The organism is Aster yellows witches'-broom phytoplasma AYWB (genome assembly GCF_000012225.1).
Lineage (GTDB): Bacteria > Bacillota_I > Bacilli_A > Acholeplasmatales > Acholeplasmataceae > Phytoplasma.
In genome coordinates this window covers 36,591-60,793 of sequence record NC_007716.1, presented here as the reverse complement: position 1 = coordinate 60,793, position 24,203 = coordinate 36,591, and the positions used below count along the sequence as shown (strand labels likewise).

Genomic DNA, 24,203 nt, shown 5'->3' with positions numbered 1-24,203 from the left:
ATATTTTTCATATTTATGTATATAAAATATAGTTAATATAACAAAGGATAAGAGATACTAGCAACTACCACTACTAAAGCTCCACCAATACGAGTAGCTATTTGAGCAAAAGGCATTAACCCCATTAAATCAGAAGCTGATAAAATAGCAACATTACCAGCTCCACCAATACTATTAGTACAAAGCCCTGCAGTAATTGATGATTCTACTGGATAATAACCTAACTTTTTACCTAAATATCCTGCTACTAAAGCAACTAATAAAACACACATTATACATGTGAAGACAAATTTAAAATTTAATTGTTTTAACATCGCTTCCATTGGAATGCTAGAACCTAGAATTACTAAAAAAGCAGATGTAAAATTAGTAGTAACAAATTTAGAAGCCTGATTAATACAACTATTATAATAATCAGATACTACATTAAATAATTTCATTAAAACAACTACAAAAACTAAAAAGACAATATATTCTGGTAGGTATTTTTTAATGTTTGGTAATAATAAAATTAAGGATTCTTTTATTAAAACACTAAATAAATATAAGGTAAAAATAGCAATTAAACCTGTAGTTATTTGATGATAACTTAATTTTTCAGGAACTAGTTTATAAGTGTTTTTATTTGGATTTTTTGGAACGTCTTTAACTTCAAGTTTACCATAACCACTATATTTAGTAGTTTTCACAAATTTCTTAATAAGCCCAGAAGCAAAAATACTAAAGATTCCTCCTACTAATAAAGCAGGAGTCATATGAGACATAAAAGGTTCTTGCAAATCTAAATTCTGCCCAGCATAAGCATTTTTTAAAGGAGTAACTCCAGATGACATACCACCACTTGCTAAAGGAGCAAAAATATAAAAGACAGCATCTAAAAAGGCCCCTTTAGAAGTTTGAGAAGCATTTTCTAACCCTCCAATAGGATGTAATAAAGCTCCTAAAGTTCCCACAAATAAAGCACCAGTAATTAAAGATACTAATATTAAAGGAATAAATTTTTTAAAAGAACTTTTTAATAACTTTTTATCCATACTTAAAAAACTACCAATAATTAAAGCAGAAACAAAAAAATTAGAAAAACCTACTGCTTTATAAGTATATTTAGTTTCTTGAATTTTTACTGTTATAGATTCGGCATTTAAATGTTTCATAATAATTCTCATAAAATTTTGCATTTGCAAAAAAATAGAACCATCTTTAAAAAAAGGATAAGTAAACAAAATAGAAGGCACTAAAATACATAAAATAGAACCCCCTCCAATATCTTTTAAGAGGGGTGTTTTAGCACCTATTTTTTGTAAAACAGCAGCCAAAAGCATAGCTATTAATAAAGGGGTAATTAATGGATGAAATACAGGTTCAAATTTGTTAGTAGTTTTAAAACTCACAAATCCCAAAACAAAAACTTGCACAAAAACTACTAAAATCATCAAAAAAAAAAGAGGCACACTAAATCCTAAAATAGTTTTTTTAGGAACAAACACACTATTAACATTTTTAGAATCTTTATTATTGTTATTATTTTCTTTATTATCTGGGGAACTTTGTTCATTTTCTATGCTCATTTTCTTACTACTCCAGTTTCTTTAGCTACTTTACAAACTGCCAAAGCAATTTGTTTAACTACTTCTTTATTAAAGGAAGTTGGTAAAATATTATTTTCATTTAAATCTTGTTCTTTAATGATATTTTTTAGAGCATATGTAGCAGCTTTTTTCATCTCTTCGGTAATTTGAGTTGCTTTAGCATCTAAAGTCCCGCGGAAAACACCTGGAAAAGCAAGACAATTATTTACTTGATTAGGAAAATCAGATCTACCAGTAGCAACAATTCTAGCCCCACCTTTTTTAGCTTCATCTGGCATAATTTCTGGTACTGGATTAGCTAGAGCAAAAACAATTGCATCTTTTGCCATAGTAGCTACCATTTCAGCTGTAACAATACCAGGAGCAGATACACCAATAAAAATATCTTTCCCTTTAAGTACTTCTTTCAAAGTTCCTTTTTCTTGATATTTATTAGTTACTTCAACTAATTTTTTTTGAGGCTCATTAAGATTAGCTACTCCTTTATATAAAGTTCCTGTTTTATCGACTAAAACAACATTGTTAACTTTTAATAACAACAACATTTTAGCAATTGCCATCCCTGCAGAACCTGCTCCATTAATGACTACTTGAACATCTTCAATAGATTTTTTAACTACTTTTAAAGCATTTAGAATTCCTGCAGCAACTACAATAGCAGTGCCATGTTGATCATCATGAAAAACAGGAATATCAAGTTTAGCTTTAAGTGCATCTTCAATTTCAATACATTGGGGAGACTTAATATCTTCTAAATTAATTGCTCCAAAAACAGTGGAAATTTTAGAAACAATATTTACTATTTCTTGAGAATCAGTAGAATCAATACAAATAGGAAAAGAATCAATCCCTGCTAATTCCTTAAACAAAATAGCTTTTCCTTCCATCACTGGCAAAGAAGCTTTCGGACCAATATTACCCAATCCTAAAACTGCAGTCCCATTTGTAATAACACCTACCATATTACCTTTCATAGTATAACGATAAACATCACTAGGATTTTCCTTAATTTTTAAACAAGGCTCTGCTACTCCTGGAGTATAAACTAATGATAAATCATCTAAGTTTTGTACTTTTACTTTACTTACGACACCTACTTTACCTTTATTTTTTTCATGCATTTCTAATGCTTTTTCTTTGATGTTCATTTAACTGAAAATCTCCTTTTATATTTCTTTATGTATTTTATATATTTTTGAAGGTTGATTTGATCTTGAAATTATGACAAAACATAATCATCCGTCTATATTTTATACCTTATTTAATAAAATAATTAATATTTTTTTTACTTTTTTAATATTTATTTAAATATTTAATCATTTTAAAGCTTTAATAAATTAAAAAAAATAAATAATTAAATTATTTTTAACGTTTTTTACTCAAAAAAAGTAAAACGAAAGTAAGAGAAAATTTTTTATTTCCTATTAAACCCAAAGGAGACAAATAATATAAATTATCAATGCCCCTAAAAAGTAATAAAGTTTGGGTATTTTTATTAGTTGTTGTTGCAATTATTGCTGGAATAGTCGTTTTATTAAAAAAACAGCACTCTCAAACCTTCTAACTAAACTTCCAAAAGACTAAAAAAATAAGTTGATAATTTCATATCTTTTCAAACTAAAGAAATATTTTTTTGATAATTCTTTAGTTTGAAAAGATATTTTTTATATTTTTTTCTATTTACGCTATCTAGTTAGGCAAAAAAACTTAAACCACCCCATATAAGATTAAATTATAATTATTTTTTTTACGTAATTATGTTATTTTGGTCAAAAAAGCATACAAAAAGATAGCATTTTTTTTCAAGACTAAAAATTAAAATTAAATTAAAAAAATAATTTATATAAAACTTTGGGGAATATTGATTTGGCGATGAATAATTTAGCTAAAATCCATTGATTGTTCCAAAATTTAGGGAAATAATTGATTAATTTTTTTATTTTTTCAGGAGATTTTTGAAATAAAAAATGATGTTGATGTTGTAAGATATTTTTTATTTTGCCTAAAAAGTTTTCAATTACGTCGTTATCACGTGAATTAGCTTTTCTTGATATACTGATTAAAAAAACTTTTTTCGTTAAAGTTTGTTGAATTTTTAGTGATTGATAAACTGTTCCTTGGTCGGAATGAATAATACAAGGTTATTTTAATTTGGGAATTTTTTTAATAGTGTTTGAAACTAATTCTTTATTTTGATGTTTGGAAGTGTGGGAAGCGATAATTTGGTTGTTGAAAGAATCAATAATACAAGAAAAATATAAAAATCCTTGGGGGGTTTTAAAATAAGTGATGTCGGTAAATAGTTTTTTCATGGGTTTAGTTGATATAAAGTCTTGATTAATTAAATTGTCTACCACTTTTAATTTAGCTTTTAAATTATTTTTATAATAATATTTATTTTTTTTAATTCTTAAACGACAAAAAATACCGTTTTCTTTCATAATAGTATAAATTTTTTTCTTGGTAATGTTTTCGTTAAAAGTTTTTTGGTATAAATCAGTGATTTTACGATGACCGCAAAAATATTTTTCTTGTAAACATAAAGCTTTAATGCGATTTTGTTGTAATAAGTATTTTTCTTTTTTGGTTTTTATTTTATTTTCGACTTTCAACCAATAATAATAAGTGCTTCTTTTGGTTTTGATAGTTTTTAAAATGGTTGTTAAATTTAGTTTTTGATTAAATTGTTTAACTAATTCGAAAACAGTTTTTTTATCAGTTTTTTGGTTTTTTTCATTAGAGTTTGTAATAATTTATTTTTTTGTTTCTCTTTTTCTTATTATTTTAGCTATTTTTTTCATGATTTAAATATTGTTTCCTTTTTTTATATCATATACATAACCATTATAACTCTGAATGATTATATTTATTTAAAAAAGGGGGTAGCGCGCAACTGGGGGATTTTTATTTTTCTTCTTCTTTTATTTATGTGTACTTATGATTGTTATTAGCGCTTCAGCGCGTTAGGGTATTGTGTTTGGATAATTTTAAACGACTCTTTTTAATAATGGAAAGGAAAAATAGGGAGTTATTTATATATCGAAAAATAATAATGATAGATAAAAGATACAACGATAATATCAAATATCGAGTATCATTATCATTATCGATATAATATATAAAATATCACTCCTTAAAAATGTTTGGTTTTGTCAAAGAATTTTAAATATTGAAAGTGTTATAAAACTGTTAGTTAAGTTTTTATTTGATTTTAGATATATATTTATACATGGGATGTATTTTTTTAACCCGATAGCCCTGTTTATTTTTGGTTAAAAATAATTTGATGTGTTTTAAATCTTCCGATTGATAATAAATAACATTTAATCCTTTTTTATAATTTGTTTTTATAGGATTGTTATATTTATCTACTTTTTTATCATCTAATTTATATAATTTTAAAGTTTCTAGTTTGTCTATGATTATCTTACTTATTAATTCTTTAATATAATCTTTTTGTTCGTTAAGATAATTAATTTGGAAGATAGGGAAATGTGTTTTAAGGGTATTATTTTGGTGTTTTGGGGGGTGTTATTGGGTTGGTAAGGGTTAGATTATTATCGTTTTCGGAAGAGTGATTTTTGATTATTTCTATTCTATACTTTTTCATTTCATCTAAGATTTGAGGGTCTACAAATAGAGTTTGGTTTTTAGGGCGGTAGTTTGTTTGTTGATAGGAATTTTTCTTTTTAGAATGAGAAACAATTGTAATATTTAATAATTCTCCTTTTAATGTTTGTAAAAAGTTTTTGATTTGAACTAAGTCGTTGGGGGTTGATTTTGTTTCCCAACCGCCCCTAATGATTCCTTGATTTGTTTCTTTTTTCATATTTTTCTCCTTTTGTTTGGTTTTTTGTTATAAAAATAAAAATCCCCGAATTTGTGAAAAATAAAATCGCAAAATTTAGGGGTATATGCGCGTGTTTGGAGGTATGTTAATGTTATTATACATGTAAGGTTTAATATATTAGTTAAAAAAAGCAATAATTTTAATCAATTATTTCTACTTTGTCTTTTCCAAAAAAATAAATAGCTAAATCGACTATGATTTTTTTTGGCCTCTTCATAAGTAATGTATGGGTCTAAAAAACATTTTTGATATGCTTCTTTTCTGAATTATCGCAATAAATCATCAACATCTTTACAAGTTTTATCATAAGGTGGTAAAATGCGTCTAATTTCGTAAATAATATTTTCTTCTTTAAGTTGTTCTCCTAAGGCTTCACTTCGTTTTTGACCTGTTTCATCATTATCTAAGGCAATAATTACTTTGATATTTTCTTTTTTTAGAATTTCTATTTGTGATTTAGAAAGTAGTTGAGTGACACAAATGAGACCGACAACGTTTTTAATATTGTTTTGCCAACAACTAATGACATCGAAAAAACCTTCATGAATAATAATGGTTTTCATTTGTTTAATATAAGGTAACGCTTCAAAAAAACGATAACTGAAATGAAAAGTAGGTGTTTGACTAAAAATATTGAGGGATTTATATTTAGGTTGGAAATAAGAAACTTCGCGAAAGTTATTTTGATAAAAATGAAATGTTTTATTATATCCATTTTCAATGGGGATAATGATAGAACCATGAAAAGTATCGTGATAATATGTTTTATTTTGTTGATTGGTTTTATCTTTAATAAAACCATATTCAATTAATTTTATTGTATCGATATTTTGCTTTTTACAATAATTTAATAGACGAAAGGATAAAGGCTTATCAGATAATGGGGCATAACCTAGTTTAAATTCTTTAATAGTTTCTATAGTTAATTTTCTTTTTTTGGGTTAAATATTCTAATCCTAGGTGAGATTCATTATTTCGGTTAGTGGTTAATAAATCAATGATAATAATCTCTAATTTGGTTGAATAAAGGCGATATTTCTTTAAATAATTGTGTTTTTGTAGCGTTAATTTCTTTTTCATCAATTGGGTTGTTGATTTTATTGTGGTGGTATTGATATTTAAAAGGTTCGTAAGAAATATTAGGGGTTGAAGTTTGTTGTTGGATTAAGTTTTTAAATTCTTGAGTTTTCATAAAGTTATTGATTTTTTCAAGAGCGTTATTGAAGGTTTTAATTTCTCTTATTTCCATATAAACATCAATAATATCGTAATCTTTACAACATTTCCAACAATGAATTTTATTATCTGAAGTTAAATGGCAACAAGTTGGGTTTTGTCCTTGATGAATGGGACAAGGAAAACGATATTTGGGATTGAATTTTGGTGGTATTATATTTAATTTTTTTAATAAAACTGACATAGGAAAGTTGATTTGAATATTTTTTATTTTTTCTTGAAAATTCATTTATTTTAACTCCTAGTTTTTTTGATTAATAATAAGTTTCCATTTGATAAGGTAAAACATAACCGATTTCTTGGAAGGTTTGAGTGGTCATTTCAAAGTGATAAATTAAGGTTTTTTTGGTACCACTTCTATTTTTTTTGATACATACTTCGATTATTTTTTGATTTTCATTGTCATTATAGTCTGAATATAGTTCTTCTAAGGTTGAATTATATATATTTATGGGTTTTTCTTTTTCTTTGGATAGTTTGGGTTTGAATTCAGACATCATTAAGACGATATCTGAATTAGTTTCAATTCCACCACTTCCTTTTAAAGCTGTTATTTCTGTTGATTTACCTTGATAATTGCTGTATGTATCTCTTGAAAATTGAGATAAAATGATAATAACAATGTTTAATTAAATGGCTAGTTTTTTTAATTTAGTCATAATTCCATCAATGGCTAGACGGTAATTTTCTAAGTGGGTTTGTGTTTTTAGTTATTTAAATGTGGTAAATAACGATAATTTCTGCTTGTTTTTCTAATTAAAGTGATAAACTAAATTAATTGCATAATCAATTTTTTTTGCTTTTATCATAACTAAATGATAAATTTATGTTGACAAAAAATTGTTTTTCTATTTTAATCATTTCTTTGTATTTGAGTGGTGTGATGCTTAAGTCTTCCAAATTTTTATCTAAAATAACATCTAAGGGAATTTGAGTTTGGTGGGGATAATTAAGGTCATTTCATAAAAATAAAAAGAATTTAGAAATAAGAGATCAATTAATTGAATTTCATTTACCATTAGTTAAAAAAATAGTGAAGCAATTTAAATATTATCTGCTAGTTTTAACTAAAGAAGATTTATATCAAGAAGGGTTTTTAGGATTAATCAAAGCACTAAATAATTACGAAAATTTAGATTATGACTTTATCACCTATACAACACCAACCATAAAATCGGAAATAAAAGAACTAATAAGAAAAAGCAACTCACCTTAAAACCCCCAAAACCCAAAAAAAACTAATAATCTTCCTTTTTAAGAAGAAAAATATGAACCCGATAAAAAACCACACAACCCATCAATTATGGCTAAAACAAGCAAACCATGAATTATTATTAAAATTAATAAGCAAAAAACTAAGTAAAAACGAATTTAAAATTATCTATTTAAGTTTTGGTATTCCTTTAGAAAATATAAACGAAGATTATCAAAGATATTATATCAACGAAGAAATCGCTTAAAAAATTAATTTATCTTTAAAAAAGTAGAAAAAATTAAAGAAAAAGCTATCGATAAATTTCTAAAATTAAATTAATTATTTTTTGAATTTATCGTGATTTTAAAATTAAAAAATAATTAATTTAAGTTATTGTGATCCTAAAGATAAAGAAAAATATTTTTTAGATGATGAAATGTGATTAAATGCAAAAAAACATTTTAAAAAACCATCAAGTGTTTACTGCTTTAGGAAATGAAGAAACTTTGTCAACTATTCAATTAGATTTTTTATTACCACAAAAATTTAATTTAACTTTTATTGACTGTAATAATAAACATTGTCGTCCAAGTTGTGATTCATCGTTCTGTTGTTTCAACTTTGGAACGTTTTTTATCTCATTTAATTGAAGAAATGTGCTTGCTCCTTTAAAAGTAATTTTAATTCCTTTTGCTTATTCTTTAAATTTAGAAAATATACTCAAAAAATAAAAGATCTTTTTTTATCTGAAGGTTTCAGAGTAGAAATTAATTCAAAAGAAACAACTTTATGATATAAAATTAGAGAAGCTCAAAAATTAAAAATTCCTTATTAAGTAGTTATTGGTGATAACGAAATGAAAAAAATGATTTTACTTTTAGAACATATGGCAAAACTGCTCAAACTGAAATGAAAGTTAAAGATTTTATTCTTTTTTAAAAAGAACAAATTACAAAAAAAATATAATTTTGACAAATTTTTTGCAATATAAATGTTATAATAACTATGAATTACAATCTTTAAAATTATATCAAAAAAAAATTTAAATAATAAATAATTTAAGAAAAGATAAGGAATTTATATTCAAATTAATAATGAAAAAAACAATAAAGAAAAATATTATCATTTTTATTTGTTTTACTTTGTTGGTCTTTTGTTTTTTTATCATATTTTGCAAAAATTCAAAAAATGAAAAACCTTTTACTTGTTTTAAAAATCCAAATAACTCTTTGCAGTTAACACGCAAATTAGCATATTTAGGTTTAAATCAATTTGTAAACGGATTAGAAAGTGATCAATTTAAAGAACAATATTTACTTATTTTCAATGGCGATTCATCTTTTTTTGAAAATGATGTTTTAAGTTGTTCTTTAAAAACTGCAAGCACTCCTTTAATTCAAGGGACTCTTGATTTTTTAAGCCAACAATTAAAACGTAAATTTAATTTAATAATTAATGATAAACATTTGTTATCTTCTTTTCTTTTTGATAATAATCCTATTGATTTAGAAATGAAAAATAACAATTATCATTTTTTTATTCAAAAACCCGAAGACACCAAAGGAGATGGTTATTGTTTTTTTCATGCTCTTATTTTTTTATTAAAAAAAAAAAATTTATTTTCGGAAAACATTATAAAAGATTCTTTTGATAAGATTGATTTAAGCAAAAATAATTACAATATTATTGATAAAATAAAAAAACTCAAAGAAAAATCTTAATAACAACTAAAAAAATTAGCTAAACAGTCAAATGTTTAGCTAATTTTTTGTTTTAAAAAGAGGTTAATAATTTTTTTTTAAGTTTTTGTAATTTATAAATAATTTTATTTATTTTTTTCCAACAACAAAAGCCGTCCAATAATTAGACAGCAAAATTAATTAAAAATATTTAATTTAAACTAATTTAATAAAATTAAGGAGAAAGTTGAAAACTTTGAATATAATTATTTTCAAGATATCTATACCAATATTGACATTCAACTTTATTTAATATTTTAATATCTTTTTTTTCATAATCTTTTTTTAAGTTTTAATTTAAGTTTTTGTAATTTAAAATATTTTTTAAAATTCTTATTAAGAAAATAATTTTTTGGTTGAATACTAGATAAATTTAAACTAAAATAATTAGAATTTTGAACTGGGTTTGGAGTCATATAAGATTTAAACAATAAAGTTAAATTATGTGGAATTTTAATATTTCTTCCATTAATTATTTTTTTAATATTCCATTCAAATATATTAGAAAAATTAAAATTAACAATTGGAAATGAACTTAATTCTATTTCTTTAATTATATCATAAGGGAATAATGCTAAAAAAGATTCTTGAGGACAAGAAAAACATGTACGAGAAAATCCAAACAAATGACGACTATAAAAATCAATTCCTTTATTAGAATTTGATTCAATTTGTTTATCATTTTTAGAGACATATTTACTAACATATGAAACAACTTTATTAACATAATCTTTTTTTATCAAAAGTGCCTTTATAAAAAACTTTACATTTACTAATTTCAATTTTTTCAAATAAAAGATTTGTTTTTGATGGTCTAAAAATTTGAACGTTTTGACTAATTGGATTTAAATGTTTATAATGTTTTATATTATTTTTATTCATAACAGATGCATAAGCATTAGCCCAAAGCAAAGTAATTTTTGACACTTTAACATTCTTTTTCTCATAATAATTTTGAGTTATTTTAATATTACCTTTTTCATCTATTTTATGCATTAAATAATCATCATAAAAAATACTCTTATTTCCTTTAATAGGTCGGTTTTTCAAACCCAAAGCATAATCTTTATCAGTACACAAATAACGAGAATATACACCAAAAGAATTTAAAACATCAATATTAAAAATAATATGTTAATGAATAACTCCTAATTTAGTAGTTTCCAAAGACCAAAAAATAACGAAAATCTTGCATTTTGGAATAAACCAAATCTTTTTGAGAGCATTGTTGAAATAAATTTAATAAATATTTTTTTCTCACTAAACGAATAAAACGTTTCCTTACCTGATCCATAATATCAGGTTCATAAGTATATTTTATAGTTTTGCTTTGTAAATCATCATAAGGAGCTGTCAAAGTAATAAAAAGATATTTTTTTAGTAGAATCTTTAAAATTATATAAAAGTTTATCCTTAGCATTTTGTGAAGAATCTCGATAATGCCTTAAAATTTTTGATTTTGGTTTAATTTCTTGCAATTTAATTTCTTTTAATTGTTTTTTTAAAGAATAATCCAATTTCAAATCATCATCACTTAATGACAAAATTCTTTCTTCTTTTTTTCTTTTAAATGTTTTTTATAACATTTAATTCGTTCCAAAGGTTCAAACATATAATAATTAAACCCTTTTAAACGAGTCTCATAGCCATTATCTTTTTTTGTACTTTATAAATATTTTTAGAAATTTCCTTAAATAAAACACATAATTTTAAATAACATTTCTTATAATAAGATTCAGTAATTTGATTAAATTTATGTTGTTTTTCTAATTGGTTAACTTTTTCATTATAAATTTTAATAGTAGTAGATAATTCATCATAAATTTCTATATCTTTTGAATTAGGTAAACAAATTTTTAAATAATCTAAATCAAAAATTTTATCATTTAATCCTTTTGTAAAATTATCAGAAATTAATTTTTTTTTTATTAAAGAATAAAAATAATCTATAAAAATAGAAGAATCATTTAAAGTTAAAATTTCAATATCATGTTTAGCGCGAGTTATTGCAGTATAAATTAATTTTTTTTCTAAAACTTTATCTTGTGATTCATTTCGATTTTGCCAACCAATTAAATAAACACATTCATTTTCATATCCTTTATATCCATGTATCGTTGACAAAACAATTTCATTTTCTTTACTTTTATTATCAGATATAGTAAAAGGAATTTGGTTTTTTCAAACTCATCTTTAAGTTTTTGTAATTCACCATTACTACGACAAAGAACAGTTATAGAATAAATTAAAGAATTTTTAATTTTTTCGCACAAATAATTAACTTGTTGATAAAAATTATCAAAAAAAGAAAAATTTATAAAATCTCTATATTTTTTTTCACTAAAAGATAATTGTAAATATTCCTTATTATCAATTAATTCATTAGCTGCTTTAACGATATTAATGACTTTAGAACGATAATTAACATTTTAAAAATGTTTTTGAGGTATAAAATCTTTTACAAAAAGTTCCAAAATACGTTCACTAGAACCAAAAGAACTATAAATATTTTGAGTATAATCACCAAAACAATATAAAGAATTTGGTTTATTAAATAAAAGTTCTTTTATAATAAAATAATAAAAATAATTTAAATCTTGAAATTCATCAATAAAAACAGGACGATTATAAATTAAACCATTATTCCTTTCAACAAATTCAATAAAATCACTAGTTTCAATTAATAAACCATCAAAAGGTTATTAAATTATAATAATTTAATTTTTCATAATACAAATTTAACAACAATTCAAAAGATTTTTTTAAAACTTTATCATCAAATTTTAATAGATGAATAACAGTTTTCTTTTTGAAAAGTTAAACGTATTAAATTATTTAATTCCTGTAAAAACTTTCTAAATGAATATTTTCTTTGTTCTTTAAAATACAATTTTAAATCCTGATTTTCTTTTAAAATCAGTTTTAAAATATTTAATTTAGTTTCATCATCAATAAATTTTCGTTGTTTTGCTGTTTCATTAAAAATATTATATTTTAAATAACAAGAATAAGCAAAACTATGAAATGTTCTAATTTCATAATTATCTTTTAAATATTTTTCTAATTCATCATCATTATAAGAAGGATAATCTTCTTTTAATGATGAAAATAATTTATCATAAATAATATTTTTAGTAGCATTATTAGCTACCAAAATTAAAGGTTTTTTCTTTTTGTCTTAATTTTTCAATTAAAATGGTAGTTTTGCCAGAACCAGCTCCACCATGTATATACATGCAAGAAGTGAGGTGTTGATGCCATAATTTGGTCCTTTGATTTAACTTTTTGATTCTCATAATAATAATAATCATTCTTTCTTAAAAATTTTCTTTAATAATAATAAAAGATATTTGCCTAAATAACAAAAGAAACAAAAAAGGTAATAAATACATTTAAAAAGAAAATCAATGAAATACAATAAATGAAGGAATAAATAATAAAATAAATTATTAATAAACATAAATTATTAATAAACATAAATTAAACCATTGATTTTAATAAATAAAGAAATAACGATTGATAGTATTAAGGTTATTATTTATCTTTATTAACCAAGTATTAATTAAATTCCAAATTATGATTTGGTTGCTTAGTGATGAAATTTTGATAAAATTGAACCACTATTACTTGTTTTATATTAGTGAATATTTGGTTTGACAGAAAAAAGATAGAATTTAATGACATAATAAACAATTATAAAGTGATGATTAAAAAGATGAGATTACTATAGGTAAAGATTGAAAGATTTTTTTAATTAAAATAGTTTTTTTCTTTCTATTGTTGCATATGTTATTAAATAAAAAAAAGAACCTCATCAGGTTCTTGGTTTTTGATTAATGAATTTAATTAAATTCATTTAATTTATATTTTAAATTAATATATTTTTGTTTAATATTTTTAATTTTTGATAATTTGCATTAAGTTCTTGTATTGTGGGTCTTGATAAGAACGAATTAATTTTGATCACTAATTGATTTCGTTCTAAATAAAGTTTATTAATTTCATCATTTAAATTATTCATTGCCATTACTTGATAAATATTATTAGTCATTAAGAATATTACTAAAACTATAAATAGAAAAATATTCGAAAATAAAAAATTATGCTTTAAATTATTTAAATTCTTCTAGGACTGTTAGGTTTATTTTGGTAGTTTCGTCTTTGTTGGTTGCATCGATCACGTTCGATAATTTGTTGATTTATCGTCGAGAGTTGATTGTTTGTTGTGTCTATTGTGTTTGAAATTGCAACCATCATGTTAAAACGCGTTGAAGAATCTAAACTCATATTATTAAAAACATTGTTTAATTCTAACAATAAATTGTTTAATTCTTCTTCTAATTGATGTCTTCTTACATCTAAATCTATTCCAGGAAAAGCATAAATACTTTTATTATTAATAAATAATAAACCTAAGAAAACAAACAAAAAAATAATTTTTTTTTTAAATTGATTTTTTAATTTAAACATTATTTTAACTCCTTTTTTAATGCAGAAAAATTATTTTTGTTCATATTGCCAAAAAATATACATATTTTTGGCTCCATTGCCTATTTGTTTTAATTCTTCTAAAATATATTTATCATCTTCATCATCTCTGGTGCCATCATCAAAAAAAACACCTAATAAATTAAGAGGCGGATTTTTAATTTTCCATATCATTGCAAATTCTGCTATGTTTCCATTATAACGAGGACCAGTTAGTGTAAAATCAAAATATTTTTTAAATGTTTCATGTTTTTTAAGAATATCAATATTTGATAAATTTACATTAACTATTCTCATGTCGCCAACAAACTCTTCATTAGGGGCAGCCATTGCTTGATGATTATTGATAATTACAAATAATCCTAATAAAATAAATACAAATATTTTTGATTTTAATAAATTATTTTTGATTTTAAACATTAATTAAATCTCCTTTAATTTTGATTTCTTTACATTTTAAAATATTGAAAGTTGTTAAAATTTTATCACCAGTTAGAGTTGGTTCTTTTATTTTTTTTGGCTTCTTAGATTTTATCATAGTTATGTTTATCTTGGCAAAGAGAAAAAATTTGACGGATAGGGTTAAAATGGAGATGGAAAAAGGTTAATGCGAAGTTATCATTTTCAACGAAACAACCGCCAAGGCAATAGTCTTTAATCGTCATTGTTGTTATTTTTCGAATTTTACATATTTATCTAAATAAAAATATCATCTTAAGCATCGAAAGAATCAACATCAAATCCGTTAAAAGTGGTATGGTTATAAGTATCACAATCTTTATTCCAACTTTGGGTTTGGAGTCTGTGTTGAATGGTTAAAATATCATTAAAACTGTTTTTTTTGGTTTGAGTTTGTTGTTGATAATAACCGATGCCATTAAAGCCATCAAATATGTAATGAATTTTAATTATTGGTTGAGTTCTTACTTTATAATTAGTTTCTTCCTATTCGTCTTTTATATTAGCTTTGGTTTCTTTTAAAATAGGAACTTCTTCTTTTGGCAATTTAATGATTCCTGTTTAAGTTAAAACGATCCAACTGATAATAAAAAAAGAAACATCTCTAAAATAATAAATAAATATTTGATTATTTTTTTAATTTTGATCATAGGTTTCTTTCCTCTTTTGTATTTTTTAATACACCACCATTTTAACACATTTGGTTTTTTTATTTTAATTAAAACCATTTTTTAAACCAAGAAGTAATCTTAGGATTACTTCAAGCCCTAAATAATTACCAAAATTTAGGTTATGATTTCATTGTTTACACAACTCCGAACCATAAAATCAACAATCAATGAACTAATAAAAAAGCCACTCACCTTCAATCCAACAAAAACCACCAAATCAAATAATATCATTTTTAAAGAAAAAAATATGAGCCTGATAGAATAAAAAACCTCAACCCAAATCAATTATGTTTAAAACAAGCAAATCACGAATTACTGCTTAAAAAATTAAAAACCAAACTAAGCCAAAAGAAAATCGGTGTTATTTATTTTTTAAAGTTTCGGCACCACCCTAGACAACATAAATAAATCTTAACACCCAACTTTCACCAAATAAGAAATAGACCAAAAACTAAATTTCAAACTCTCACAAATCATAAATCTAAAAAAAGATGCAATTAGAAAAATAAGCCCAAAGAATAAAAAATAAGGAGAAACCAAAAATGTTAAACAAAGTTTAATTAATTGGTAATATTTCTCATGACCTAGAATATATCAATAGTAATAAAGAACAAATTCCCAAAATCGATTTCCAATTAGTGGTTAACTAAGGAAAGGACAAAGTTCAATATATTCCTTGTCTAGTTTTTAGAAACCAAGCCGAAAACATGAGTACATATTTACACAAAAGTTCGAAAATATATGTCGAAAATACACTAACAACGAAGGACAAAACAAAACCTCAACAAAAATAATTATTCACAATGTCATTTTCTTAGATTCCAAACCAAAAGAAGACCATTTAACTTTTTTTTAAAACTCGGGCGAAGGTTCTATTTCTATTATAATGGTACTTTTTGTACCATTATTTTTATTTTAATCATGTGAAATAACATTCTTTCAGGTAAATTACATCTTTTGAAAGTAATCTCAAATTGAAACTTTTCAAAAAGTACTTATTTTTCGCATTTAAATTCTTAACTTATTAAAACAAAAACAAAAGGAGAAAAATAAAAACCAACAAAAAGGAGAAACCCAAAAATGACAAAGAAAGAATTAATTAAAAAAATAGTTGAGGCCAACAAAACCTCAATCATTAAAACAGAAGAATTTTATAACTCATTCGAAAATGACCTAATTGAATTAATTACATCACAAACGAAGAAGTAATTTTATCCTCTAAAATCGGTAAATTTATCTTAAAACCAAGAAAAAACCTACACTAGTAGAAACCCTAAGACAGGCAAAAAACTAAAAATCCCCACAAAAACTGTTATCTCTTTTTAAAATTTCCAAACTATCAAAGATAAAGTAAAAACTTTAATTTTAAAACCCCTTAAAACCCATCATGATATCTTTCAAATCAATTATAAAAATGATTCTAAAAATATCATTAAAGAATTAATTGGCAAAATCAATATCCATAAAATAGAAAACTTAAAATTATACCAATTAGACCCCAATAAACTATATAAATATAATAATCCTATCAAAACAAACTATAAGAAAGGTTTAAATGTTGTTTATTATCGTCAAGAAGATTTAAAATATATTCAATTCTTCTTAATCAAAACAAAACAAGGTTATCGGGTGAAAAAGATACATCCTATGTATAAATATATTTCCAAACGACTAACAGTTTTTTAACAATTTGTCTCTTCAAATATTCTATATAAAGACAAACATATTTAACTAGGAATATTTTATATCATTATATATATAATGATACTCGATATTTGATATTATCGAATTATCATTTTTAATATCATTATTATTAATCGATATAATAAAACTTCTTTTTTGAAAAACAATTTTATTTTTTTAATTTATTTCAATCATTAAATAAACTTTAATTTTTAAATTAACTGCCATACCAGTTATAGGTATGTGTTTTATAAATAAAAAAAAATATGGAAGGGGGGTGATTCATATATTAGACAAAAAATAACATTAATAAATTATTTAATGGCGTTAAAAAACATTTAAAGAGTTATAATTGTTGATATAATGAAAAAAATATAAGATACATTGGTGTTAAGATGCAAAAATTAAAACAAAAAATAAAATTATTACAACAAATTATTAAAAAAATAGAAAAGATAGAAAAAAAATATATTTAATTTAGTGGGAAAGTTTCAAAATGATTTAAATATAACCACTATTTTAAAAACGATTCAAACTAAAAGGAGTACTTATTATTATTGGTTAAAAGTTAACCATAAAATTAAACTAAAACAAGAAAAATATCTTTTACAACAAAAACGTATTGAATCTTTATGCAGAATTCATGAATATTTATTTGGCCATAGTAAAATCACTAATTTATATCAAAAAAATTTTAATGAAACCATCACTAAGAAAAAAGTTTATCACATCATGAAAGAAAAGAGTATTTGTTGTCGTTTAAGAATCAAAAAAATAAATATCATTACCAACAGTTAAAATCTCAATTAAAAATAGTTCTTAATTTAATTAACCAAGATTTTAAAACCTATGAACCGATGCAAAAACTCTTCACAGGCATCACTTATTTTAAAACTCAACAAGGTTTTTTATATTTTTATTGTATTATCGACTCTTTTAACAATCAAATTGTCGCTTCTCATGTTAAAGGTTTTTTAATCAGCATGTCCAGAAAAACCACTACCCGTGATAACGCTGTCATTTAAAACTTTTTCGGTCAAATGAAAAGCATTTTAGAACACCGCCATCCTTTTTTATTTCCAAAACCCAATGGCCAAAATAAAAACTATCATTAAACAATTTCCTGCTTTTTGGAATCAAAAATGGCTATTAACTAAATTAAACTATAATTCACCAATTCAATATTCTCAAAACTTGATATAAAAAAAATTGATTAATTGTTTAAATGTTAACCTTGAAAAAGGTTACTTTTTGCGCCCTTTTTTAAAATAAAATAATATAATTACGTAAAAAAAATATTTTCTTTTCATTTTGTAGGAGTGTTTTTAACTTTTTTTAAGCAATTATATATATGAAGGGGTAAAATATTTAAAAAAATATCTTTTGAAACTAACAAATTATAAAAAAATTAGACACTTTTTTATATAATTTAAATTTTTTGTTGGTTTGAAAAGATATGAAATTATCACTTAATTTTAAGTTTTAAAGAACAATTTTAAAGATAAAAGTTGTCTAATAAAACGGAACACGGCAAAAGTTAGTTGGTGAGATTCTTTTATGTTGTCTAGGGTTATAACAAAACTTAAAAATTTGGTTTTTAATTTTTTAAGCAGTAATTCATGATTTATTTGTTTTAACCATAATCGATTTGGGTTGAGGTTTCTTATTCTATCAGGCTCATATTTTTTTTCTTTAAAAATGATATTATTTGATTTGGTGGTTTTTGTTGGATTTAAGGTGAATTGAGGTATTTGATTAATACTAAGATTCCTTCTTGGTACAAAACCTCTCTAGTTAACAATTTAGGGTAATATTTGAATTTTAAACTATTTTTTTTACTAATGATCAATGAAGTTCAATTAATTGATTACGAATTTCTAAATTCTTTTTATTTTTTTAAAAAATATTTAAATAATTTTTGTCTTAACGCTCAATTCTTTTCTAAGAATATTTTTAGAAAAGAAAGACCAACTATATAAATATTTGGTCTTTATATTTAATATTAATATTATATATTATTTTTGAAATTGGCTTTGATATAGTTTATAATAAAATCCTTTATAATTTAATAATTCTTGATGTGTTCCTTGTTCAATAATAGCCCCTCTATTAAGCACTAATATCTTATCAGCATTAACAATAGTAGATAATCTATGAGCAATAACAAAAGCAGTTTTGTTTTGAATTAACTTTTGAATAGCTTGTTGTAACAAAATTTCAATTCTAGTATCTACATTAGAAGTAGCCTCATCCAAAATTAATATTTTAGGATCACTTAAAATAGTCCTTGCAATAGTAATTAATTGTTTTTCTCCTTGAGACAAATTATCTGCTTCTTCATTAATTTGCATCTGATAACCATTAGGTTTAGTATTAATAAAATAATTCACTTGAGCTTGTTTGGCTGCTTGTATTACTTCTTCATCAGTTGCATCTTGTTTGCCATATTTAATATTTTGCCAAATAGTATCTTTAAAAAACCAAGTATCTTGTAATACCATTCCAAAAATAGTTCTTAAATTATCTTTTTTTAATTCACGAATATCAACTCCATCAACTTTAATAGTCCCTGCATTAATATCATAAAAACGCATTAAAAGATTAATTAAAGTAGATTTACCAGAACCTGTAGGGCCCACAATAGCTATGGTTTGTCCTGGTTTGGCAACAAAATTAATATTCCTTAATAACATATCTCTTTTATTATAACCAAAAAAAACATTTTCAAAAACAACTTCTCCTTGAGGATTAGCAATAACTTGAGGTTTAAGCACTTCAGGAGCTTCTTCAATTTCATTTAAAAAAGCAAATACTCTTCTAGAAGCAGCATTAGCAGATTGTAATAAAACTGACATATGACCTATTTCAATAATGGGATTGCCTAAACGCCAAACAAATTGTAAAAAACATCTAAAAAGTCCTATTCCAATAACTCCTACTCCTAATTTAGCTAAAAAAGGAGATGTATTATGGCCTTCAATCAAAAAAAAACCCACCATACTAACTGCAATTAAAGTAAAATGAGTAAACAAACATACAATGGGTGAAGTTAATCCAGACAAAAAATTAGATTTAAAAACTAACTTTTCTAAACACTTGCTTTGATAACTAAACTCTTCAATAACTGTATTTTGTTGATTATATAAAATAATTTCTTTATATCCAGTATATTTTTCTTGTAAAAAACCATGATAATTCCCTGATTCATCAAACCTTTGAATAAAGATTTTCTGTGATTTAGCAAAAACTTTATAAATAGCATAAAAGGAAAAAGGAATCATCATAAAGACAATAATACCTAAAAAAAGATGTAAAACAAACATAAAACAAATAATCATTACAATCATTAAAAAAGAAGCTAACATAATAGAAAAAGATTGTTGTAAGGCATTAGAAATAACTTCAATATCATTTGTCATCCGACTCATAATATTTCCTAAAGTATTAGAATCAAAGTATTTAATAGGTAAACGATGATTTTTTTTTTGCAAATCTTGGCGCAAATCTCTCATACCTTGATGAATAGATGAAATTAACATTTTATTAAAAAAAACACGACACATAACAACAAACAAATATAAAAATAGATTAATACATAAAATAAAGATAATGTAATGCATAATGTTTTTGCCAAAAAAAGGAACAGAAAAGGAACTACGATCTTTATAATATTTTTGAATTTCATCAGTAATAAATCTACCTTCAAAATAAAACAAAAAAACATTAAAAAGGGAGGCTAGAAAAATTAAGAAAAGTCCTAAATTAATTTGTTTTTTAAAAGGCTTTAAATATCTCAAAATTCTTTTCATAAAACAACCTCTAAATTTTGGGATTTGGCAATTTCTTGATAAAGAAGACAATTTTTCATTAATTCTTGATGAGTCCCTATAGCTTTCATTTTTCCTTCTTCTAAGACAATAATTTTATCGGCATTAATAACAGAAGTAAGTCTTTGAGCAACAATTAACACTAAGTTTTGGCCTTTCATTTCAAAAAAAGTTTTTCTAATTTCATATTCAGTTTTATAATCAAGAGCTGAAAAAGAATCATCAAAAATATAGATATCAGGTTTTTTAAGAAATCCTCTTGCCATAGAAAGTCTTTGTTTTTGTCCCCCTGAAAAATTAGTACCCAATTCACTTACTATTTCATTAAATTTATGATTTTTATTTTGTATAATTTGATAAGCTTGAGCAAGTTGCAATGCTTCTTTCATTTGATTTTCTTGAGGATTTTGTTTACCGAAAGCTAAATTACTTCTAATAGTTCCTTTAAATAAAACATTTTTTTGAGAAATAAAACTAATTTTATTACGCAAATAATTAAGATCATATTCTTTAATATCAATATCATTAATTTTAATAGCGCCTTCGCACACATCATAAAGGCGGGGGATAAGACCTATTAAGGTGGATTTTCCTGAACCAGTAGCACCTACAAAAGCTACAATTTGTCCTTTTTTCATACTAAAATTAATCTTTTCTAACGTGGGTTGTGTAGCATCAGGATAAGTAAAAGTAACATTTTCAAAAGACAAAGTTTGAAAAGGCATTTGTGGTTTTAAAGGTTTGCAAACATTTTTTATTTTGGGGGTAACATTTAAAACATTTTCAATTCTTCTAACAGATACCAAAGTTTTAGGAAACATCATAAAGAGTAATAAAAAATCCAAAATAGCAAATAAAACATGAAATTGATAATCAATACATGAAAGAAGTTTGCCTGTAGTAAAACCAGGATTGTCTTGAGTTAAAAAATGCACTCCTACCCCAACATTAATCAAAATAGAGCAATTTAAAAAAAAATAAAAGATAGGATCAATAGAAACCATAAAATTAAATAATTTAATAGAAAAAAAACTATATTTATGATTTACTTTAGAAAAACGAGAAGTTTCATATTGACTTTGACGAAAAGCACGAATAGATTTTATCCCAATTAAATTTTCACGAGTAATAACATTTAATTCATCTAATTTTTTTTGTTGTTGTTGTGATAAAATATAGGATTTTTTAAGAATAATAAATAGTGTTAAAACTAAAAAAGGAGCAACAAAAAGAATTCCTAAAAGCAAAAAAGAAGCTACATAAAAAATAGTAATAACACTAACTACAAGCATAATAGGAGAAACAACAGCAGTACGGTAAAAAACAGAAATGAAATTCATTACTTGAAAAACATCCAAAGTAGTATAGTTAAGGATAGATGAAATCCCTAATTGTTTCATCTCAGTGGGTGAAAAAGTTTGTACTTTTTGAAAAATATCACCACTTAAATCTTGAAAAAGCAAGGATGATACTTTGGAAGCACAATAATTAAGAATTAGATTTCCTATAAAGCCACAACAAGCACATAAAGTTAAAAGCCCTAAAAGTGCGAAAGGATCAAGTTTGTTTTTATTATAATCAATAATAAACTTACCAATTATAAAAGGGATTCCCAATTCACTACAACAAACAAACAAAACAGCAATTAAATTTAACAACAGTAACATTTTGTATTTGAATAAATATTTCCAAATAATTTTCATTAGTCTAAACTCACAATTCTTTTGTTTATATGGTTATTTTTTTGTTGCAATTTCTTTCCAAACAATAATAAGGGCAAAAAGAATAATAAATATAATTAAAATAATAAAACTTAATAAAAAAAGACTATTAAAAATAGTCCCTTATAATTGTTTGAATAACAACTAAATAACATTTATTGTTAATACTAATTTGCAATTACTTATTTGATTTCAAAATATTTTTAATTTCTTCTAATAAAGCAATTTCTTTATTAAGACTTTGTTGTAAAAGCAACATATTTTTATCGGTTTTTTCCTTTTGCAAAGGATTTTTCCAAGACATTAAAGTTAAAATAGTATAAATAATAAAAGAAAGCAACAAAAACTCTAAAATAGTTTGCAAAAAATTACCATAACAAAGATAAGTATTAGCTTTAATTGTAAATTTCAAATCTTTTAAAGCCCCAGTATAATTAAATAACAAAGAAAAAAGAGGCATAATAATATCTGCTACCAAAGAACTTACAATTTTGGCAAAAAGTTGTCCTATTACAACTGCAACAGCTAAATTAATAACATTACCACGAGCAATAAAAGCTTTAAAACCTTTAGCAAATTCCAAAGATTTAGAGGTAAAATTATAATTTTCTATCATTTTAAAACTCCTTTTTTTAATAAAAAATTAAAAAAACGCAAAACAATACTTTCAAAACAAATACTTTCAAGTCAAAAGAAAAACCAATAAAAAACCAACTTTTAACACTTTAAATAAAAGGGATTTTTACATTTGTATTATAACATTTTTTAATTATAAAAATATTAAAATATCTAAAAAAAATATTTAATTGTAATTTTTCTTTATAAATTTTATATCTTGTTTATAAAAAAGAGGAACAAAAAAATGAAAATAGCAATTTTACAAAATGAATTTATTTTTAAAAAACTAACTTTTCTAAGTTAGTATTAGTTGGATTACAATTATAATACTATATTTTTTTATAATTAGATAAACGAAAAATAATTATAATTATCCATTCATATTTTTTAGGAATCCTCTCTTTAATAAAAAAAGATCTAAATTTTCCAAAGTTATAACCCACATTAAAGTGCCCATAATTAAGGTAAAAATTACTAAATATTAAAGATAAAACAATTCTTATAAAATTCAAATTTATACCATAATACAAAAATCCTAAAAATATATTAGCAAATAAAGATAAGTTATTTTTTTATTGTGTTGATTTATTAAAAGTTTAAATCTTTTGGAAGGTTTAATTAAAGATCCAAAAAAGCCCATATAAAAACTTCTTTTAATTTTATTTTAATGTAAATATTCAATTTCATTTTTTATCATTTTTTTAAATTACCTAAATAAATAACAACATATATAAAAAGTTAAAAAATACTACAAAACACTTCCACACTATAAAGCCATAAAAAATTAAATAAAATCTATTAGCATTCTTTGGTAATAACTTTATTTTTTAAAAAATTATCTAATTGATATAAAACATAAATTCATCTTAGTATTCGTATAATAAAAATTACTAATGAGAAAAAAGATATTTAAGAAATAATAATAATATAAAAAAAATAATTTTACTAATAAAACTAATAATAAAAACTAAAATCAAAATATTAATTAGCAAAGATATTAAAGGCAATAATAGGATTAAATGTATTAATGAAAGGAGAAAAATAAAATAGCATAAAAATATAACTAATAAAGTAATCAAATAAAGGGATATTGGTAAGAATTGATGCCAAAAATAAAGACTTAGTTT

At 23.4% G+C, this 24,203-nt stretch carries 19 protein-coding genes and 8 pseudogenes; 6 read left to right on the top strand and 21 right to left on the bottom strand.

Going from position 1 to position 24,203, the window contains the following annotated elements; genetic code table 11:
• Positions 1–32: 32 nt before the first annotated feature.
• The 6 genes and pseudogenes from AYWB_RS00225 to AYWB_RS04410 form a co-directional block, all read right to left on the bottom strand.
• Entirely contained in the window at positions 33–1,568 is a 1,536-nt protein-coding gene (locus AYWB_RS00225) for a 2-hydroxycarboxylate transporter family protein (protein ID WP_011412336.1), read from the bottom strand.
• A complete protein-coding gene (locus tag AYWB_RS00220; RefSeq protein ID WP_011412335.1) occupies positions 1,565–2,737 on the bottom strand; it encodes an NAD(P)-dependent malic enzyme in 1,173 nt (390 codons plus the stop codon). Before AYWB_RS00220 ends, AYWB_RS00225 begins: the two co-directional genes overlap by 4 nt.
• A 678-nt stretch (positions 2,738–3,415) precedes the next feature.
• Positions 3,416–4,390: pseudogene (locus AYWB_RS04480) on the bottom strand (IS3 family transposase).
• A 400-nt stretch (positions 4,391–4,790) separates the two neighbouring features.
• Positions 4,791–5,418 (bottom strand): annotated as a pseudogene (locus AYWB_RS00210) (hypothetical protein).
• Positions 5,419–5,578: 160 nt separating this feature from the next.
• A pseudogene (locus AYWB_RS00205) lies at positions 5,579–6,904 on the bottom strand (toprim domain-containing protein).
• A 25-nt stretch (positions 6,905–6,929) separates the two neighbouring features.
• Positions 6,930–7,617, bottom strand: a pseudogene (locus AYWB_RS04410) (DnaB-like helicase C-terminal domain-containing protein); the annotation flags it as partial.
• A gap of 43 nt (positions 7,618–7,660) precedes the next feature.
• Here AYWB_RS04410 and AYWB_RS03405 point away from each other — a divergent pair.
• From AYWB_RS03405 to AYWB_RS00185, 3 genes and pseudogenes are all read left to right on the top strand, one after another.
• Positions 7,661–8,209, top strand: a pseudogene (locus tag AYWB_RS03405) (sigma-70 family RNA polymerase sigma factor).
• Between the two features lie 107 nt (positions 8,210–8,316).
• Positions 8,317–8,520 (top strand): hypothetical protein, encoded by a 204-nt coding sequence (locus tag AYWB_RS00190; protein ID WP_011412327.1) that lies wholly within the window; start codon positions 8,317–8,319, stop codon positions 8,518–8,520.
• 444 nt (positions 8,521–8,964) lie between these two features.
• Positions 8,965–9,591, top strand: a complete 627-nt coding sequence (locus AYWB_RS00185; protein ID WP_011412326.1) for a hypothetical protein — start codon at positions 8,965–8,967, stop codon at positions 9,589–9,591.
• 290 nt (positions 9,592–9,881) lie between these two features.
• On the opposite strand, the gene AYWB_RS04135 is transcribed toward AYWB_RS00185, so the two are convergent.
• From AYWB_RS04135 to AYWB_RS00160, 12 genes are all read right to left on the bottom strand, one after another.
• Positions 9,882–10,352, bottom strand: coding sequence for a hypothetical protein (locus AYWB_RS04135; protein WP_238374409.1), 471 nt, complete (start codon positions 10,350–10,352; stop codon positions 9,882–9,884).
• Positions 10,330–10,689 carry a hypothetical protein gene (locus tag AYWB_RS04130; protein WP_011412324.1) on the bottom strand — a complete coding sequence of 120 codons (360 nt, stop codon included), beginning with the start codon at positions 10,687–10,689 and terminating at the stop codon, positions 10,330–10,332. The genes AYWB_RS04135 and AYWB_RS04130 overlap by 23 nt, the downstream gene beginning before the upstream one ends.
• Positions 10,690–10,762: 73 nt before the next feature.
• Positions 10,763–10,966, bottom strand: coding sequence for a hypothetical protein (locus AYWB_RS04125; RefSeq protein ID WP_238374408.1), 204 nt, complete (start codon positions 10,964–10,966; stop codon positions 10,763–10,765).
• Positions 10,950–11,153: a hypothetical protein gene (locus tag AYWB_RS04120; protein WP_011412322.1), complete on the bottom strand. Its 204-nt coding sequence runs from the start codon at positions 11,151–11,153 to the stop codon at positions 10,950–10,952. The genes AYWB_RS04125 and AYWB_RS04120 overlap by 17 nt, the downstream gene beginning before the upstream one ends.
• An 85-nt stretch (positions 11,154–11,238) precedes the next feature.
• The gene (locus AYWB_RS04115; protein WP_011412321.1) at positions 11,239–11,733 is read right to left on the bottom strand and encodes an ATP-binding domain-containing protein; all 495 of its coding nucleotides are present in this window, start codon (positions 11,731–11,733) and stop codon (positions 11,239–11,241) included.
• Positions 11,682–11,984, bottom strand: coding sequence for a hypothetical protein (locus tag AYWB_RS04475; protein ID WP_334199040.1), 303 nt, complete (start codon positions 11,982–11,984; stop codon positions 11,682–11,684). The genes AYWB_RS04115 and AYWB_RS04475 overlap by 52 nt, the downstream gene beginning before the upstream one ends.
• Before the next feature lie 54 nt (positions 11,985–12,038).
• The gene (locus AYWB_RS04470; RefSeq protein ID WP_334199039.1) at positions 12,039–12,179 is read right to left on the bottom strand and encodes a hypothetical protein; all 141 of its coding nucleotides are present in this window, start codon (positions 12,177–12,179) and stop codon (positions 12,039–12,041) included.
• A 206-nt stretch (positions 12,180–12,385) separates the two neighbouring features.
• Complete coding sequence (locus AYWB_RS03515; protein ID WP_011412320.1) at positions 12,386–12,763, bottom strand: hypothetical protein; 378 nt, start codon at positions 12,761–12,763, stop codon at positions 12,386–12,388.
• Positions 12,753–12,920, bottom strand: a complete 168-nt coding sequence (locus AYWB_RS03825) for a hypothetical protein (RefSeq protein ID WP_011412319.1) — start codon at positions 12,918–12,920, stop codon at positions 12,753–12,755. Before AYWB_RS03825 ends, AYWB_RS03515 begins: the two co-directional genes overlap by 11 nt.
• 557 nt (positions 12,921–13,477) lie before the next feature.
• The gene (locus AYWB_RS00170; RefSeq protein WP_011412318.1) at positions 13,478–13,660 is read right to left on the bottom strand and encodes a hypothetical protein; all 183 of its coding nucleotides are present in this window, start codon (positions 13,658–13,660) and stop codon (positions 13,478–13,480) included.
• Positions 13,661–13,725: 65 nt separating this feature from the next.
• Positions 13,726–14,079, bottom strand: a complete 354-nt coding sequence (locus AYWB_RS00165) for an SVM family protein (RefSeq protein ID WP_011412317.1) — start codon at positions 14,077–14,079, stop codon at positions 13,726–13,728.
• A 30-nt stretch (positions 14,080–14,109) separates the two neighbouring features.
• Positions 14,110–14,517, bottom strand: a complete 408-nt coding sequence (locus tag AYWB_RS00160) for an SVM family protein (protein ID WP_011412316.1) — start codon at positions 14,515–14,517, stop codon at positions 14,110–14,112.
• Between the two features lie 1,273 nt (positions 14,518–15,790).
• On the opposite strand from AYWB_RS00160, the pseudogene AYWB_RS03500 reads away from it, so the two are divergent.
• From AYWB_RS03500 to AYWB_RS03490, 3 pseudogenes are all read left to right on the top strand, one after another.
• Positions 15,791–16,083: pseudogene (locus tag AYWB_RS03500) on the top strand (single-stranded DNA-binding protein).
• 224 nt (positions 16,084–16,307) lie between these two features.
• Positions 16,308–16,553, top strand: a pseudogene (locus AYWB_RS00155) (HU family DNA-binding protein).
• Between the two features lie 752 nt (positions 16,554–17,305).
• Positions 17,306–18,113: pseudogene (locus tag AYWB_RS03490) on the top strand (IS3 family transposase).
• Between the two features lie 812 nt (positions 18,114–18,925).
• On the opposite strand, the gene AYWB_RS00140 reads toward AYWB_RS03490, so the two are convergent.
• The 3 genes from AYWB_RS00140 to mscL form a co-directional block, all read right to left on the bottom strand.
• Positions 18,926–20,719 (bottom strand): ABC transporter ATP-binding protein, encoded by a 1,794-nt coding sequence (locus AYWB_RS00140; RefSeq protein WP_041639775.1) that lies wholly within the window; start codon positions 20,717–20,719, stop codon positions 18,926–18,928.
• Positions 20,716–22,404: an ABC transporter ATP-binding protein gene (locus AYWB_RS00135; RefSeq protein WP_238374432.1), complete on the bottom strand. Its 1,689-nt coding sequence runs from the start codon at positions 22,402–22,404 to the stop codon at positions 20,716–20,718. The genes AYWB_RS00140 and AYWB_RS00135 overlap by 4 nt, the downstream gene beginning before the upstream one ends.
• 232 nt (positions 22,405–22,636) lie before the next feature.
• A complete protein-coding gene (gene mscL, locus AYWB_RS00130; RefSeq protein WP_011412311.1) occupies positions 22,637–23,074 on the bottom strand; it encodes a large conductance mechanosensitive channel protein MscL in 438 nt (145 codons plus the stop codon).
• Positions 23,075–24,203 lie beyond the last annotated feature (1,129 nt).